14 protein-coding genes are annotated in these 12593 nt (G+C 61.4%); 9 read left to right on the top strand and 5 right to left on the bottom strand.

Features of this window, described 5'->3' with window-relative positions:
- Window positions 1-58 precede the first annotated feature (58 nt).
- The 4 genes from ACFSM5_RS17000 to ACFSM5_RS16985 are packed head-to-tail and all read right to left on the bottom strand — an operon-like array spanning window position 59 to window position 4105.
- Window positions 59-1099 carry an ELM1/GtrOC1 family putative glycosyltransferase gene (locus tag ACFSM5_RS17000; RefSeq protein WP_379877702.1) on the bottom strand — a complete coding sequence of 347 codons (1041 nt, stop codon included), beginning with the start codon at window positions 1097-1099 and terminating at the stop codon, window positions 59-61.
- Entirely contained in the window at window positions 1096-2025 is a 930-nt protein-coding gene (locus ACFSM5_RS16995; RefSeq protein WP_379877701.1) for a hypothetical protein, read from the bottom strand. Before ACFSM5_RS16995 ends, ACFSM5_RS17000 begins: the two co-directional genes overlap by 4 nt.
- The gene (locus ACFSM5_RS16990; RefSeq protein ID WP_379877700.1) at window positions 2022-2972 is read right to left on the bottom strand and encodes a diacylglycerol/lipid kinase family protein; all 951 of its coding nucleotides are present in this window, start codon (window positions 2970-2972) and stop codon (window positions 2022-2024) included. Before ACFSM5_RS16990 ends, ACFSM5_RS16995 begins: the two co-directional genes overlap by 4 nt.
- On the bottom strand, window positions 2969-4105 hold the full coding sequence (locus tag ACFSM5_RS16985) for a CDP-alcohol phosphatidyltransferase family protein (protein WP_379877699.1): 1137 nt from the start codon (window positions 4103-4105) through the stop codon (window positions 2969-2971). Before ACFSM5_RS16985 ends, ACFSM5_RS16990 begins: the two co-directional genes overlap by 4 nt.
- 104 nt (window positions 4106-4209) lie before the next feature.
- Here ACFSM5_RS16985 and ACFSM5_RS16980 point away from each other — a divergent pair, with 104 nt between their 5' ends.
- Window positions 4210-5121 carry a metallophosphoesterase family protein gene (locus ACFSM5_RS16980; protein ID WP_379877698.1) on the top strand — a complete coding sequence of 304 codons (912 nt, stop codon included), beginning with the start codon at window positions 4210-4212 and terminating at the stop codon, window positions 5119-5121.
- Here the strand turns inward: ACFSM5_RS16980 and ACFSM5_RS16975 are convergent.
- Complete coding sequence (locus tag ACFSM5_RS16975) at window positions 5118-5576, bottom strand: DUF2141 domain-containing protein (protein WP_379877697.1); 459 nt, start codon at window positions 5574-5576, stop codon at window positions 5118-5120. The genes ACFSM5_RS16980 and ACFSM5_RS16975 overlap by 4 nt on opposite strands.
- 117 nt (window positions 5577-5693) lie before the next feature.
- On the opposite strand from ACFSM5_RS16975, the gene ACFSM5_RS16970 reads away from it, so the two are divergent.
- From ACFSM5_RS16970 to ACFSM5_RS16935, 8 genes are all read left to right on the top strand, one after another.
- Entirely contained in the window at window positions 5694-6140 is a 447-nt protein-coding gene (locus ACFSM5_RS16970; protein WP_379877696.1) for an HIT family protein, read from the top strand.
- Window positions 6137-7375 carry an LptF/LptG family permease gene (locus tag ACFSM5_RS16965; RefSeq protein ID WP_379877695.1) on the top strand — a complete coding sequence of 413 codons (1239 nt, stop codon included), beginning with the start codon at window positions 6137-6139 and terminating at the stop codon, window positions 7373-7375. The genes ACFSM5_RS16970 and ACFSM5_RS16965 overlap by 4 nt, the downstream gene beginning before the upstream one ends.
- Window positions 7372-8448: an LptF/LptG family permease gene (locus ACFSM5_RS16960; RefSeq protein WP_379877694.1), complete on the top strand. Its 1077-nt coding sequence runs from the start codon at window positions 7372-7374 to the stop codon at window positions 8446-8448. The genes ACFSM5_RS16965 and ACFSM5_RS16960 overlap by 4 nt, the downstream gene beginning before the upstream one ends.
- The gene (locus ACFSM5_RS16955; protein WP_379877693.1) at window positions 8445-9611 is read left to right on the top strand and encodes a CDP-alcohol phosphatidyltransferase family protein; all 1167 of its coding nucleotides are present in this window, start codon (window positions 8445-8447) and stop codon (window positions 9609-9611) included. The genes ACFSM5_RS16960 and ACFSM5_RS16955 overlap by 4 nt, the downstream gene beginning before the upstream one ends.
- A complete protein-coding gene (locus tag ACFSM5_RS16950; protein WP_379877692.1) occupies window positions 9611-10768 on the top strand; it encodes a dATP pyrophosphohydrolase in 1158 nt (385 codons plus the stop codon). Before ACFSM5_RS16955 ends, ACFSM5_RS16950 begins: the two co-directional genes overlap by 1 nt.
- The gene (locus tag ACFSM5_RS16945) at window positions 10765-11535 is read left to right on the top strand and encodes a nucleotidyltransferase family protein (protein WP_379877690.1); all 771 of its coding nucleotides are present in this window, start codon (window positions 10765-10767) and stop codon (window positions 11533-11535) included. The genes ACFSM5_RS16950 and ACFSM5_RS16945 overlap by 4 nt, the downstream gene beginning before the upstream one ends.
- Before the next feature lie 80 nt (window positions 11536-11615).
- Complete coding sequence (locus tag ACFSM5_RS16940; protein WP_379877688.1) at window positions 11616-12080, top strand: hypothetical protein; 465 nt, start codon at window positions 11616-11618, stop codon at window positions 12078-12080.
- Entirely contained in the window at window positions 12059-12592 is a 534-nt protein-coding gene (locus ACFSM5_RS16935; protein WP_379877687.1) for a MerR family transcriptional regulator, read from the top strand. Before ACFSM5_RS16940 ends, ACFSM5_RS16935 begins: the two co-directional genes overlap by 22 nt.
- Window position 12593 lies beyond the last annotated feature (1 nt).

Below are 12593 nucleotides of genomic sequence, written 5' to 3'. Positions count from 1 at the left end.
TTAGGTAGCATTCGCTGCCCGCCGGTGTCTAAACGCATTCCATCGTCTGCGCGTTGATCTAGGACAGGAGCTGCCGCACCCGTAGGGCACTTGCCGCCAGTTCGGCCCGCCCCTGCATCCGCGCAGCATCGCCCCCTCGCAGCAGATCTGCCGCCCGCAACCCGCGCTCATAGGCGCCGATATCTCGCACGGACGATAACATGCCCCAGCCCATCAGCCGTTCGAGAACCCGCAAACCGAGAGGAAAGCCGCTCAGCAGACTGCTTACGTAATGGGCGGAGCGCCACCTGAAATCAGGCTTTTCTGGCAGAGGAAAGATTTCCGTCGGTCGTCCCGACAGGACGGCATCGGCCATCATTGCCGCACTATCGCCGGTCACCAGCAGGCGATCCGACTGCCGCAGGATTCCTTCATAATCATTCGCCACACCAGCGCGCCACAGGGCAACCACATGAGGCACCTCGGATACCTTAAGACGTCGCTGCAGGATCTCAGCAACCTCTCCGGATGTGCGCGGACTGGTGGATAGGACCAGCCCTCCCCCCATATTTCGGGCCATATCCAACGCCGTATCCGCAAGACGCTCTGCCGCAGCGGCATCCAGCACCAGGGGGCGACTGTTGCCCCCCACCAATACTCCCAGAAGGGGGCGCGGAAGCGCTTCAAGCCATGCAGGGCGAGCAGTTCCCCCCTCTTTCCCGATCTCCTGGGTAAGCGGCATGAGATTGGCCTGAATGTTCGGCAGATCGGGCAGACCATATTGCGGGGTCGTGACGACCAGATCGAACCACTCCGGCGGTCCCCAAGGACGGCCAATATGGATAAGGCGCGTCGTGCCGCCAGACATTGCCTTGATCCAACGCGCTGCAGGAACCGCCCGCCTACCGGACGTAATGACGGCCAGTGGCCAAGGAGCGATCAGCTTAGCCTTGGAGGCTGGATCGAGGCTTATCCGCCGAGATCCCAGCAGGATATTCGGTAAGGCACTTGCGCCATTGAAGCCCATCTGCAAGGCCGTGAAAGGCAGGCCCGTCGCCCGAGCCAGGGCCAGCATCTGCTTGTTATCGCCTGCCCGGCGTCCCAACAGGACCCAGATCATCGCACCACGCCGCGACGCCACAAACGCCAGAGCAGCGCAGGCGCCATCAGGATCGGATGGCGTTGCTGCCAGGGCGTGAGGTTCAGCGCCACCCCGCTATGCCGCTCGATCTTCCAGGCGAGATAGGCGGCGCCTCCCCGGAAGGTGAAGGCCGCTTTTATCAGGCGGGCAATATTCAGGGGCTTGCCGAGGAACGACCGAAGCCCCCAGCCCTGGAAGCGTGCAGGCGCCACTCCCGTCTTGATCAAGCCACCGGCGGCTGTCTGCTCAAATGCCAGTTCATTCGCCTGCCAGGCAAGCGGCAGCAACTGGGCGTAGCGGGCGCCGCCATGGGCCACGATATCGGCCGAGCGGCCATCGTGCCGTTCCACCCGCAATTCGGCGCGATAGGTGTGGCTGAACAACGATCGCCAATAGTCTTCCGCCGTACCGCTGACAGGGCCAAGGGCGTAGGCCCAACCGGCGGCACTCGCAACTGCCTGCGCGATGGTGGCGCCAAGCTCCGCACGCGATGCCTCGTCTCGCGCCCAGATCAGGGCTGTCGGTTGGGAAAAGCGCGCCCAGACCGTGGTGTTGATCGCGTTGGGACGGACAAGGTCGGCGAACTGCCCCTGGGTCAGGACGGCGACCTTGGCTCGCAGGATTCGCCCCTCCGCAGGGATCTCGGCATATTCGACAAAAGGCGGCAGCAGCCGGCAGGCGAGATCGATCACCGTACCGATGTTCCAGTCCTTCAAACGGTCGACGATCACATAGAAGTCCAGCACCCCTTCCAGATCGCCGGTACGCAACGAGGATCCATAAAACAGGACACCTGCCACCCCTGTGCCACCCCGTGCTGCCAGAGCGGCCGCGCTCTGGCGAATCGCCTCCGGCACCGGAGCCGCGAGCTCAGTCGCAATGCTGGAGAGCAGATCGCCACTCATGGGCGAAAATAGTCGAAGGTGGGGCCGGTCGCGATTCGCAGACCGGAGGGGCCGGTGGCATAGCTTTCGCCATCGAGGACAAAGCCGTTCGCAAGCTGGATATGCAACTCGCTCACACCATGGCTGCGGTAGCTGTCACCCTGGCGCATCCAGTCGGGCGCCTTGCCGCGCAGCAGCGTGTAAAGGGCCCGCACCATCTTTTCAGGCGGCGCATCCGCGTCCAGGAACTGGATCGGGCCTTGATGTTCGTTCCAGAACGGCCAGGCCCCCAGCACCAGCTTCTGCAATGTCGTCGCCAGTACCAGCAGATGCCGTCCGGAACGCGGAGCATCGTCGCCAGCCCGCACCACCATCTCTTCACCACCCCGCCACAGGGAATCGGGCTTTCCCGCCAACACCTGATAGGCGGCGCGGGCGATGGCAATCGCCACCGCCGGGCCATGGCCGATGCGGTCGTGATAGTCCGATTTATGGGCGAGTTCGGCCGCCAGTCGAAACATGCCGACGCCAAAGAACATACCGCGCAGCAGCGGATCGCCCGCCTCCCGCGTGATTTCCAGACAAGGACGGCTGTTGATTTCGCCGCTTCCAGTTTCAGCAGCCGACTTCAGCGCAACCAGCGCATCGATACCGATAGCAGGCCGCCCCACATCGGCTGCGATCACATTGGTATTGCCGGACGGGATGATCGAGAGTTTGGGCAAGCGGTCGCCGAAGGCTTCCGGCAGGGGCGTCATTACGTCCCGCACCGTCCCATCGCCGCCATCGACGATGATCCAATCGACCTCCTGGGCGGCAAGATCACTCAGGATCGCCGGGATCTCGGTGACGCTGGCGGGCTCGATGAACCGATTTCCGAGCCAGATCTCCGCCGAACCGCGCAGATCCTTTCCCCGTTTGCGATTGCGGGTGGAGCGCGGGTTGCGGATCAGCGCAGCCTTCCTCATTGCGCGAGCCAGGACACCAGCTTGCCGCGACGCGATGCCACCGCTCCCTGCAAGATCTGCAAGGTGTGGACGGCAAAGCTGAGTGCGGTCCAGATCGCCACCGCCGTCATGCCCATCGCAGGCTCGCCCAGAATCAACGCCACGGTGAGGATCAGCAGATTGGGATTGCGGCGCGCGGTGATCAGACGGAAGCGGCTGTCGAAACGGCGCCAGATGTGCATCTCGATCCCGAAGGCGCGCATGAAGATGCCTTCTTCGACCCGTTGCAGAATGTAGCCCGCGACGATCACGATCAGCGCGATATTATTGGGGTCATAGGCCGCGCCCAGCCCGACGATCCACGCCCACCACCAGAAAGGCGGATGGATCAAATCGATGCCATGGTCGAAGACATTGCCGAACTTGGTCGAGGTCAGGGTCACCCGCGCCAGCTTGCCGTCGACGGTATCGAGGAAGGTCATGATCCAAGCCATGACGAGGCCGATGGCGAAATGACCGGTCCAGAAGGCCCAGAAAGCCCCCAACACAAAGGCCAGACTGGTGAGGGTCACCTGGTTGGGCGTTATGCCGACGACACTGCAGAATTTCGTGACGCGGCTGGCTGGCCCCGGCCAGACATATTTGGTGATGGCATCCGTCACGCCCTTATAGGAACCGGCGAAGAGACGGGCTTCCAAAGCTTTGACGGAGGTCTCATCGACCTTGGACAGCAGCGGAATCTCCCGCTTGCGCAGGGCATTGTTATAGCTGCCGCCCAGGCCTTCCGCCGTCAGCCGTTCGATCCCCGGCGGCAGAGCCTCTGCGCTTCCGGAGCGGATGGCCGACAGTAGAACCGGCCAGTCTTCAGCCGCGCCATGGACGGCCACCAGCGTTCCATCGTCTGCCAGCAAGGCTACCCCGGAACGCTCCACCATTTTACGGACGAGGGCTTCGTCAAAAACCCAGTCGCCCTGGAGCAGCACGGCACTCTCGCCCGACTTCGGCCCATCGTCGAGCGACGGCGCGATACGATCTGCGCCCACGCGCTTCAGGCTGCGCCGCAGACGCTCGTCGGGCGACAATCCCCACAAGCGCAGCGGCGAGGTTCCGTTTATATAGCCGACGCGCACCGTCTGTCGTTCTGCGACACCCACAATTCCATCCTGTTCCTGTCCGGCGAGGCGCTACACTAGTGGCAGACGTTGTGTCACGCTAGCCCATCGCGCTCTAAACCGTTCAATGTTGGATATCCGGCCCTTTGACCCGCTTTCGCCTTGCCCATCTCTCCGATCTGCATCTTCCCATGGATGGGCTGCCGCTAGGCCCACGCGGCTGGCTTTCCAAACGGGGATTGAGCCATCTTTCCTGGCAATTGAAGCGCCGCAAGCGCCACCTGGGCAGCGTACTTAAATCAATGTTCGCCGATATCGCCGCCACCGCTCCCGGCCATATCGCTGTGACAGGCGACATCACCAATACAGCCCGGCCCGAGGAGTTTCAGCGATCGATCGACTGGCTGTCGCAATTGGGAGCCCCGTCCGATGTCACTTTGGTGCCGGGCAACCATGATGCCCTGGTGACCGTCGCCCATGACGACGGGCAAGGCCATTGGCAGCAATGGATGCGCGGAGATGGCGAAGACCCTTCCGCCTTTCCCTTCGTGCGGCTGCGCGGCCGGATTGCCTTGATCGGCGTCAATACCGCTATCGCCACCCCGGTCTTCCGCGCCACCGGCAAGATCGGCGACGCGCAGCTATCGCGGCTGGAAAAAATCCTGGCCAACCTCGGTGCGCAAGATCTGTTCCGGGTGATCCTGATGCATCACCCGGTGACCGATGGCCTTCAACCGGGTCGCAAAGCGCTGATCGACCGGGCGGAGATGCAGCAAGTTCTGAAACGGGCTGGTGCGGAAATGATCCTGCATGGCCACACCCACCGCGCGAGCTTAACCTCGGTTGCAGGGCCAAAAGGGCCGATTGCGGTGATCGGCGTGCCCTCTGCGTCAGGAACGGCACGCCACGTCGAGCATGCGGCCCGCTGGCACCTTTATGACATCGATGCCGATGGCGCGAATTGGCAGGTCCAGGTTTCTGCCCGTCGATTGGCCCCGGACGATAAGTTTCACGACATCGCGGATTATACGCTGAAGATTCCGTCCAGCCGGGTCTAATAGGTGATCTTGATCGTCAGGCGGTTCACCCCGGCAACGGCAGCGAATTTGACCTCGTCAAAGCCGGGGATGCCCAGCAGACCGGTGGGGTTTCGCGAGAATCCGTAGCCTTCATCGGGAAGCCCGACGAAGGTGCGATTGAATTTTCGATCCATATTCTCGTCGTGATAGACGGCGATGGCATAGGTCCCCGGTTTCGGCACCTCCAGGCAAGCTTCCGTCATCGGTTGGCTGACCGGAACCCTCACCCGAGCCTCCTTGCCACCCGACGCCAGAAAACGCGATGGGTCATCCGGATAAACCGTGACGGTCAATTGCCCCTTGTTGGAGCGTACCCCCTCCATCTGTATCTCGAGCATGGCGCCCCCCGTCACCCCTGGCGCGCAAGCTGCCCAGGCAGATGATGCCGTGAACAGCAGCCAGCCTGCCGTCCCTATCGCTCCGAAGATCCGCATCGCTATCCTTTTTCTTTACGCGACAGCCATTAGCTTAAACAATCTCCCGCCTCATATGGTAGGGGACATACGATATGTCGCCTGTTGAGACAGGATCTGGAAGGTTGCCTTTTGAGCATGGCTAACGCGACGCAGACAAAATTCGGCTATCCCGAGACTTTGATCGCGGAAACCGACTATTGGACCCTTCAGACCCGCCCGGCCCAGCCGACGCTCGGGTCATTGGTTCTGGTCTGCAAGGAAGCCGTCGGCGCGTTCGGCGCCGTAAGTCCCGAGGCTTTTGCCGACCTGGGGCGCACCATCCCCCGGATCGAGGCGATGCTCCAGGCCGCCATCGGTTATCAGCGCATCAACTATCTGATGCTGATGATGGTTGATCCCGATGTGCATTTCCACGTTCTGCCCCGCTATGAAGGCGAGAAGCGTCTGGGCGACATTACTCTTGCCGATAGCTCCTGGCCGGGCGCACCCGACCTTGGAAAGGCCGTCACCTTAAGCCCGGCGGAATTGCAGATATTGCGCGATCATCTGCGGACACATTGGGCGACCGACGTTACCGAATGACGATTGAAGTCGATAATCCGCGTCGCCGGTCCGACGGCTGGTCGATCCTGCGCCTCGATCGCTATATCTTCGCAGCGACCGCCCGCCCCTTCGCGATCACCCTTGGCGTCGTGCTGATCAGCCTATTGCTGGAGCGGGTCTTAAGGCTTTTTGACCTGTTGGCGCAGACCGGCATCTCAATGCCGGTGATCGTCGAACTGGCAGCCAATCTGGTACCCCACTATCTGGGCCTCGCGATGCCGATGGCGTTTTTCATCGCCGTTTTCACGGTGATCGGACGCCTGGACGACAACAACGAACTCGATGCAATGATGGCGAGCGGCCTGTCGATCTCGCGCATCACCCGCCCCTTCCTGATGATCGCTGTTCTTGCAACCGGCGTCAGCCTGCTCCTGTTCGGCTTTGTTCAGCCTTACAGCCGCTACGCCTATCGCGCGTTGCTCGATACCGCATCGAACGCGATCTGGGATGGGCGCACCCAGGCCGCCACCTTTGTCGATACTCCCAAGGGCATCGTGCTCAGCGCCGACGGCGTCGACCCCTCCGGCACCCGGCTGACAGGAGTGTTTCTGCGCGAAAAGCTGCCCAACGGTGGCGAGCGCATCACAACAGCGAATGTCGGCGAACTGTTTTTGGGGGAAAAGACCGGCGAGATGACCCTGGTCATGGAGCGGGGGCAGACCATTGTCGACAAGCCCGGCGAGCCCCTGCAGATGACACGCTTCGAATCCCTGCTTGCATCTGTCTCCTATGCTGACGAACGCCCCCCGTTCCGCCTGCGGGGCGAGGATGAGCGCGAACTGACGCTGATCGAACTGGCCGCGGGCATGCGGGATCCAGCCGCCTCGAAAGTCTCCTATGCCGAAATGGCGGCCGAGCTCTATGGGCGGCTTGCCAGGTCCCTCTCCCTGCCGCTTCTACCACTGCTCGCAATACCGCTGGCCATGGTGTCGAAGCGGGGACGGCGCGGGGCGGGTCTGGTACTGGCTGGCCTGATCCTGTTTGCCTATCAGCATGCGCTGCAGTTCGGGACCAGCCTCGCGGAAGCGCGTCGTGTCGCGGCTTTTCCCGCCGTCTGGACACCCTTCGCGATCTTTGCCGCCCTCTGCCTCTGGCTGTTTCTCTCCAGCCGTCAGCGCCCGGGCGACAATCCGCTGACTCGCATAACCTCGCTGATCGATCTGGCTATCGGCGGCCTGCTGCGCTTTCTTCCTAAGCGGAAACCGCGCCCATGATGCCCGGTATCCTGTCGCGCTATCTTGTCCTGATGCTCGTGAAGCGGGTTGTCGCCAGCTTGGCTGGTTTTGTCGGGCTGCTGCTGCTGCTCGCCACCTTGGACAGCGCCACAGAGATTCTGGATCGGGGCCTGGGAGCGGCGGGCATCGGCTATTTCCTGTGGCTGCGCTTACCGACTGCCGTCGATCAGGCGATGATCCTCGCCATGCTGGTCGGCAGCGTGACGACCTTCACCCTGCTGTCCCGCCGCAGCGAAATGATCATTCTGCGGGCTGCCGGTATCACGATCTATCGCATCGCCCTGATGATGCTGCCCGCCCTGCTGATCTATGCCGCCGCTCACTTCCTGCTGGCTGATCAGGTCAAGCCGGTGGTGCAGCGTGATTTCGCTCTCTGGTGGCAGGCCACGACCCCGCCGGAAAAACTGAAAGATAGCCGCACCGTCTGGTTCCGTGCCTCGCCTGACGTGGTTTCGGCAGAAGCTGTCCGCGACTCCGGACGAGAACTGCTGAATGTCGAGATCTATAAGCGCTCCAAGCAGGACGGGATGTTGATCAGCCGCATGTGGTCGCCCAAGGCGGTCTATGTGGATAACGCCTGGCTGCTCTATGACGCCGAATTGATCCGGGTCGACGGCCCGCGCATCTTCCGGGAAGGTCCATTTGATACGGTCTGGGAGACCAGCTTGCGTCCGGAAGAAGCCGTAGACCTAGCCAATCCGCTCTCCACCCTGGGATCGGGGACGATCCGGAGTGCGCTGGATGGCGAAGCACCGGCAAACAGGTCCCAGGCCTATTATCTGACTCATCTGAATGCCGCCTATGCCACCCCCTTGGCCTCTTTCGTCATGTTCATCCTCGGTCTCGTCTGTGCCTATGGCGACCGACGCAGCATGGCGGGCGAGAAACAAGCCCTCTTCAGCCTGGGCATTGGCATGGCTTTCATGCTGGTCAACGGCATCATGGTCGCGTTCGGTGAGGCAGGGGCGATTCCGCCGGCGCTTGCCGCCTGGGGGGCATTAACCATATTTGCCTGTGTTGCAGGCACCATCCTGCTAAGGTTCGAAGAATGATGATCGTTTGGATCGATACAGCCCCCGCTGTGGGTGCCCCTGCCCTGTTTGGACTTCCGCCGGTAACGCGCCTGCGCAGAAGTATCGCCAAGGTTTTGCCCACTGTCGGTGAGCCCATCCTGTCGGATGCCTCGCAAGGTCCATTGGGACAGCGTTTGATCCTGGCACTGAAGGCTGCCAAGGGGCCGCTACTGGTCATAGACGGCGCGACCGTCATTGACAGCCGCCTCATCGGTTTTCTGGGCAAAGGCGACACTCCCGTGGCCGCCTTCCATGGCGAAGGGCGTGAACGAGCGGTGATTGCCCGCCTGACCCCGGAGATGGCGGACAGCATCGACCCGGCGGCCTCCGACCTGCTGACAGTCTGCGACGCCCTGGTGCGCGATGGGCGGATCGAGCCCCTGGCCAATGACGCGATGCCAGGTTTCATGGCCAATCTGCGCCGATCCATCGACTTCTGGCTGTTCACCGTCTCTGACGACGAGACCCGGAAACGGCTGGAGCGCTGGATGTTCTGGTCAAACTACAAGGGATCGACCGATCTGCTGACACGCTGGGTCTTCCCGCCCATCGTCTGGCCCCTGACCCAGCTTGCCACCCGCTGGCACATCCACCCGAATCTGATCACCTTCGTGTCGATCATCTTCACCTTTGCAGCAGTGCCACTGTTTGCCAAAGGGATGTTCTTCTGGGGCTTTGTCCTGGCGTTCGGCATGTGCATTCTCGACAGCGTCGACGGAAAGGTCGCCCGCCTGACCCTGACCGATTCGCCCATCGGCAATATTTTGGACCACGGTCTAGACATCATTCATCCGCCGCTGTGGTATGGCGCTTGGGCGTTCGGGCTGGGCGGCCTTGCTTTTGGCGATCCGATGATCCAGCTGGCGATCTGGCTGATCGGCTTCTATGTCGCCGACCGGATCGTGCTGGGCATTGCCAAGGCGCGCTTCAAGCGCGGGCTCCATGCGATGACCGAACTGGACGGAAAAGTTCGGGCGATCATTGCACGTCGCAACATCAATCTCGTCATTTTTGGCGTTGCCCTCCTGCTTGGAAAAGGCGAAATCGGTCTGATCGCCGTAACGGCATGGCAAGGGCTGACGCTGCTATGGCACACGATCCGCACCATTATGGTGAAGCCACTCCCGCTTAAGGCCGCTTGATGAATATGCAGACAACGTCCGGGATCATCGTCAGTCGCGTAGAGGATAAGGCGGCTCTCGACCGCTTTATCCGCCTGCCTGAACGGCTGCATGCCCGCGACCCGGCTTATATCGCTCCGCTACACATGGAGCGTGAGGAAGCGCTTTCATCAAAAAAGAACCCCTATTTCACCCATGCCGAAGCCGCTTACTTCATTGCGGTTCGCGATGGGGTGGATGTTGGCCGTATCACGGCCCAGGTCGATTTCGAAGCTTTGAAGTTGGAGCCTAATGTCGGCCATTTCGGGATGATCGCGGCCGAGGACGACCCTGCCATCTTCAGCGCGCTGATCGATGCCGCCTCCGACTGGTTGATCGAACGCGGCATGACCCACATCCGGGGTCCGCTGAATCTATCGACCAACGAGGAGACGGGTCTGCTGGTGGACGGGTTCGATCATCCGCCCATGCTGCTGATGGGACATGACCTTCCTTACGTGGGCCCGCGCCTTGAACAGGCGGGCTTCACCAAGATCAAGGACGTGGTCGCCTATCTCTACGATACGCGGGGCGAATTGCCGGTGGCGGCGAAACGCCTGCTGAAGCGCGCCATGCATCCGAGCATGGTTCTGCGCCCGATGGACTGGAGCCGTTACGATCAGGAGATCCGCTCGGTTACCGAGATCTTCAATGATGCCTGGTCAGGCAATTGGGGCTTTGTCCCCCTGACAGAGGCCGAAACCGCCCATATGGCGAAAGCTTTGAAACCACTCATCCATGAACGTCTCAATTGGTTTGTCGAGATCGATGGTGAGGTTGCAGGCTTCATCGTGGCTTTGCCCAATCTCAATGAAGCGATCCGCGACCTCCGCGGCAAGCTATTCCCCTTCGGTTGGCTGAAACTGCTCTGGCGCCTGAAAGTCAAAGGGGTCAAGACTGCGCGCGTTCCCTTGATGGGTGTGCGCCGTCGCCATGCAGGCAGCCTGATGGGAGGCCTTATTCCCTTCTTGCTGGTCGACGCGGCCCGTCGCGGATCGCTGGAAAAAGGCTTCGAAAAGATGGAGCTGTCCTGGATTCTTGAGGATAATACCCCCATGCGCCGCATCATCGAAACCCTGGGCGCCGAGACCTACAAAACATACCGCATCTATCAAAAAGCCCTGGATAGCAAGTCGTGAGCGGCATTACGGCCCTGGTGCTGGCTGGCTCCCGTCAGGGGGCCGCCGATCCGCTTGCCGTTGCAGGCAATGTCAGCCACAAGGCGCTGCTGCCCGTCGGTGGGCAGGCGATGATCCTGCGCGTCGTCACGGCCCTGCGTGCCAGCGGACGGATCGGCAGGATCGCGATTTCCATCGAAAGCCCGCAGGCTCTCGCCCCCATCATCGGCCTTCTAGGCGATGTGGAGATCCTTCCCGCAGCATCAGGACCCAGCAAAAGTGTGGCCGAAGCCCTGGACCTTCTGGGCGCACCTCTTCTTGTGACCACCGCCGACCATGCGTTGCTGCAACCGGAATGGGTCCGGCAGTTTCTGGATGATCAGCCGGCAGATGCCGATCTGGCCATCGGCCTGGCAGAGCGCAAGGCCATTCTGGCGGCTCTACCGAACACCCGCCGGACTTATCTCAAGTTTTCCGATGGTGCCGTTTCGGGGTGCAATCTCTTTTACCTCCGTACGCTGGAGGCGCGCCGGGCTGTTGTTCTGTGGCAGCGCCTGGAAGCCTTGCGCAAACAACCGCTGCATATGATTGCCGCCTTCGGGGTCTGGCCGCTGATCCGCTTTGCCACGGGCACTTTGAGCAAACGAGCGGCCCTGAAGCATATCGGTAGGAAAACCGAACTCGCAGTCGGCGCGGTTGAGATGAAGAACGGCCTAGCGGCTGTCGACGTCGACAAACTCCAGGATTTGGAACTGGTGGAAGAACTGTTCCGCACCGGCCGGATCTAAGCCGTCTAAAGATGCTGTTGACCCGTCTATAGCTTCACACTGCACCTCTTCCTCCATCACCTGACCGATGGAGGAACCAGATGCCTACGCCTAGCCGACCGCGCCTGATCGAACGCCGTTTTACCCAATCCATCGCCGCCCCGCGAACCGCCGTGCATCCCCTCCTTTGTCCAGAGCGGGAATGCGACTGGCTGCCGGGATGGAGCTATCGCATGATCCGTTCGGAAAGCGGGCTCGCCGAACTGGGAGCCGTCTTCGCGACGCCCTACCCTTCTGGCGGAGAGTCGATCTGGATCGTGACGCGCCACTATGTTCCGACCGGAGTCGGCTTCATCCGCCTGCAGCCCGATGGCTTGCTGGTCGAAATAGAGATCGATCTCCGCCCCGATGGCGCTGACCGTTGCTTCGTGGATATTCTCTATCGCTATACGGCGGTGTCCGAGGTGGGCGAGGTCGCCCTCGCGACGCTGGCATCCGCCCAATGGCAGACGACGATGGAGCATTGGGAAGGAGCGATGAACAGATGGTTCGCCCTCGCAGCGTGACCGGCCGCTCGCTCAGCATTGGAGCCCTTGCCCGTCGGGCGGGGCTTTCCCGGGCTACTTTGCTTTACTATGACCGCATCGGGCTGTTGTCCCCCGAAGATCGTAGCGCCAAGGGGTATCGACTCTACGGCCCCGAAAGCCAACGCCGACTTGAGCGCATTCGGGAACTACGCAGCACCGGCCTGCCACTGACGGAGATCGCATCACTATTGGATGGTCGAAGTGCAAAAGAAATCCTCGAGCGGCAATTGACGGAGATCACTCAAGCAGAAGCGTCGCTCGCCACTCAGAAAGCAGTGGTTTCAGCTTTGCTCGGCAGTCCCCTGACTCCAACCGGCCTGAACCGAGAAAGTTGGACAGCGCTTTTTGCTGAAATCGGGCTCAGCCACGCCCAAATGAGCGACTGGCATCGCAACTTCGAGGCACGGGCTCCCGAAGCACATGCCGCATTTCTTCGAAGCCTTGGGATTCAGGAGCTTGAAATTGCGACGATCAGACAATGCAGCCGCTGAA

The organism is Lacibacterium aquatile, from assembly GCF_042683105.1.
Lineage (GTDB): Bacteria > Pseudomonadota > Alphaproteobacteria > Elsterales > Elsteraceae > Lacibacterium > Lacibacterium aquatile.
Note: the sequence above shows the minus strand (reverse complement) of the source record. Positions and strands in the feature narration are given on the sequence as shown.

Bases quoted from the DNA above. Each gene is read 5' to 3' on its own strand.
- ACFSM5_RS16995 (WP_379877701.1), bottom strand. From the start codon at position 2,025: ATGAGTGGCGATCTGCTCTCCAGCATTGCGACTGAGCTCGCGGCTCCG.
- ACFSM5_RS16970 (WP_379877696.1), top strand. From the start codon at position 5,694: ATGGCTAACGCGACGCAGACAAAATTCGGCTATCCCGAGACTTTGATC.
- ACFSM5_RS16965 (WP_379877695.1), top strand. From the start codon at position 6,137: ATGACGATTGAAGTCGATAATCCGCGTCGCCGGTCCGACGGCTGGTCG.
- ACFSM5_RS16955 (WP_379877693.1), top strand. From the start codon at position 8,445: ATGATGATCGTTTGGATCGATACAGCCCCCGCTGTGGGTGCCCCTGCC.
- ACFSM5_RS16935 (WP_379877687.1), top strand. From the start codon at position 12,059: ATGGTTCGCCCTCGCAGCGTGACCGGCCGCTCGCTCAGCATTGGAGCC.
- ACFSM5_RS16960 (WP_379877694.1), top strand. From the start codon at position 7,372: ATGATGCCCGGTATCCTGTCGCGCTATCTTGTCCTGATGCTCGTGAAG.
- ACFSM5_RS16990 (WP_379877700.1), bottom strand. From the start codon at position 2,972: ATGAGGAAGGCTGCGCTGATCCGCAACCCGCGCTCCACCCGCAATCGC.
- ACFSM5_RS17000 (WP_379877702.1), bottom strand. From the start codon at position 1,099: ATGATCTGGGTCCTGTTGGGACGCCGGGCAGGCGATAACAAGCAGATG.
- ACFSM5_RS16950 (WP_379877692.1), top strand. From the start codon at position 9,611: ATGAATATGCAGACAACGTCCGGGATCATCGTCAGTCGCGTAGAGGAT.
- ACFSM5_RS16940 (WP_379877688.1), top strand. From the start codon at position 11,616: ATGCCTACGCCTAGCCGACCGCGCCTGATCGAACGCCGTTTTACCCAA.
- ACFSM5_RS16975 (WP_379877697.1), bottom strand. From the start codon at position 5,576: ATGCGGATCTTCGGAGCGATAGGGACGGCAGGCTGGCTGCTGTTCACG.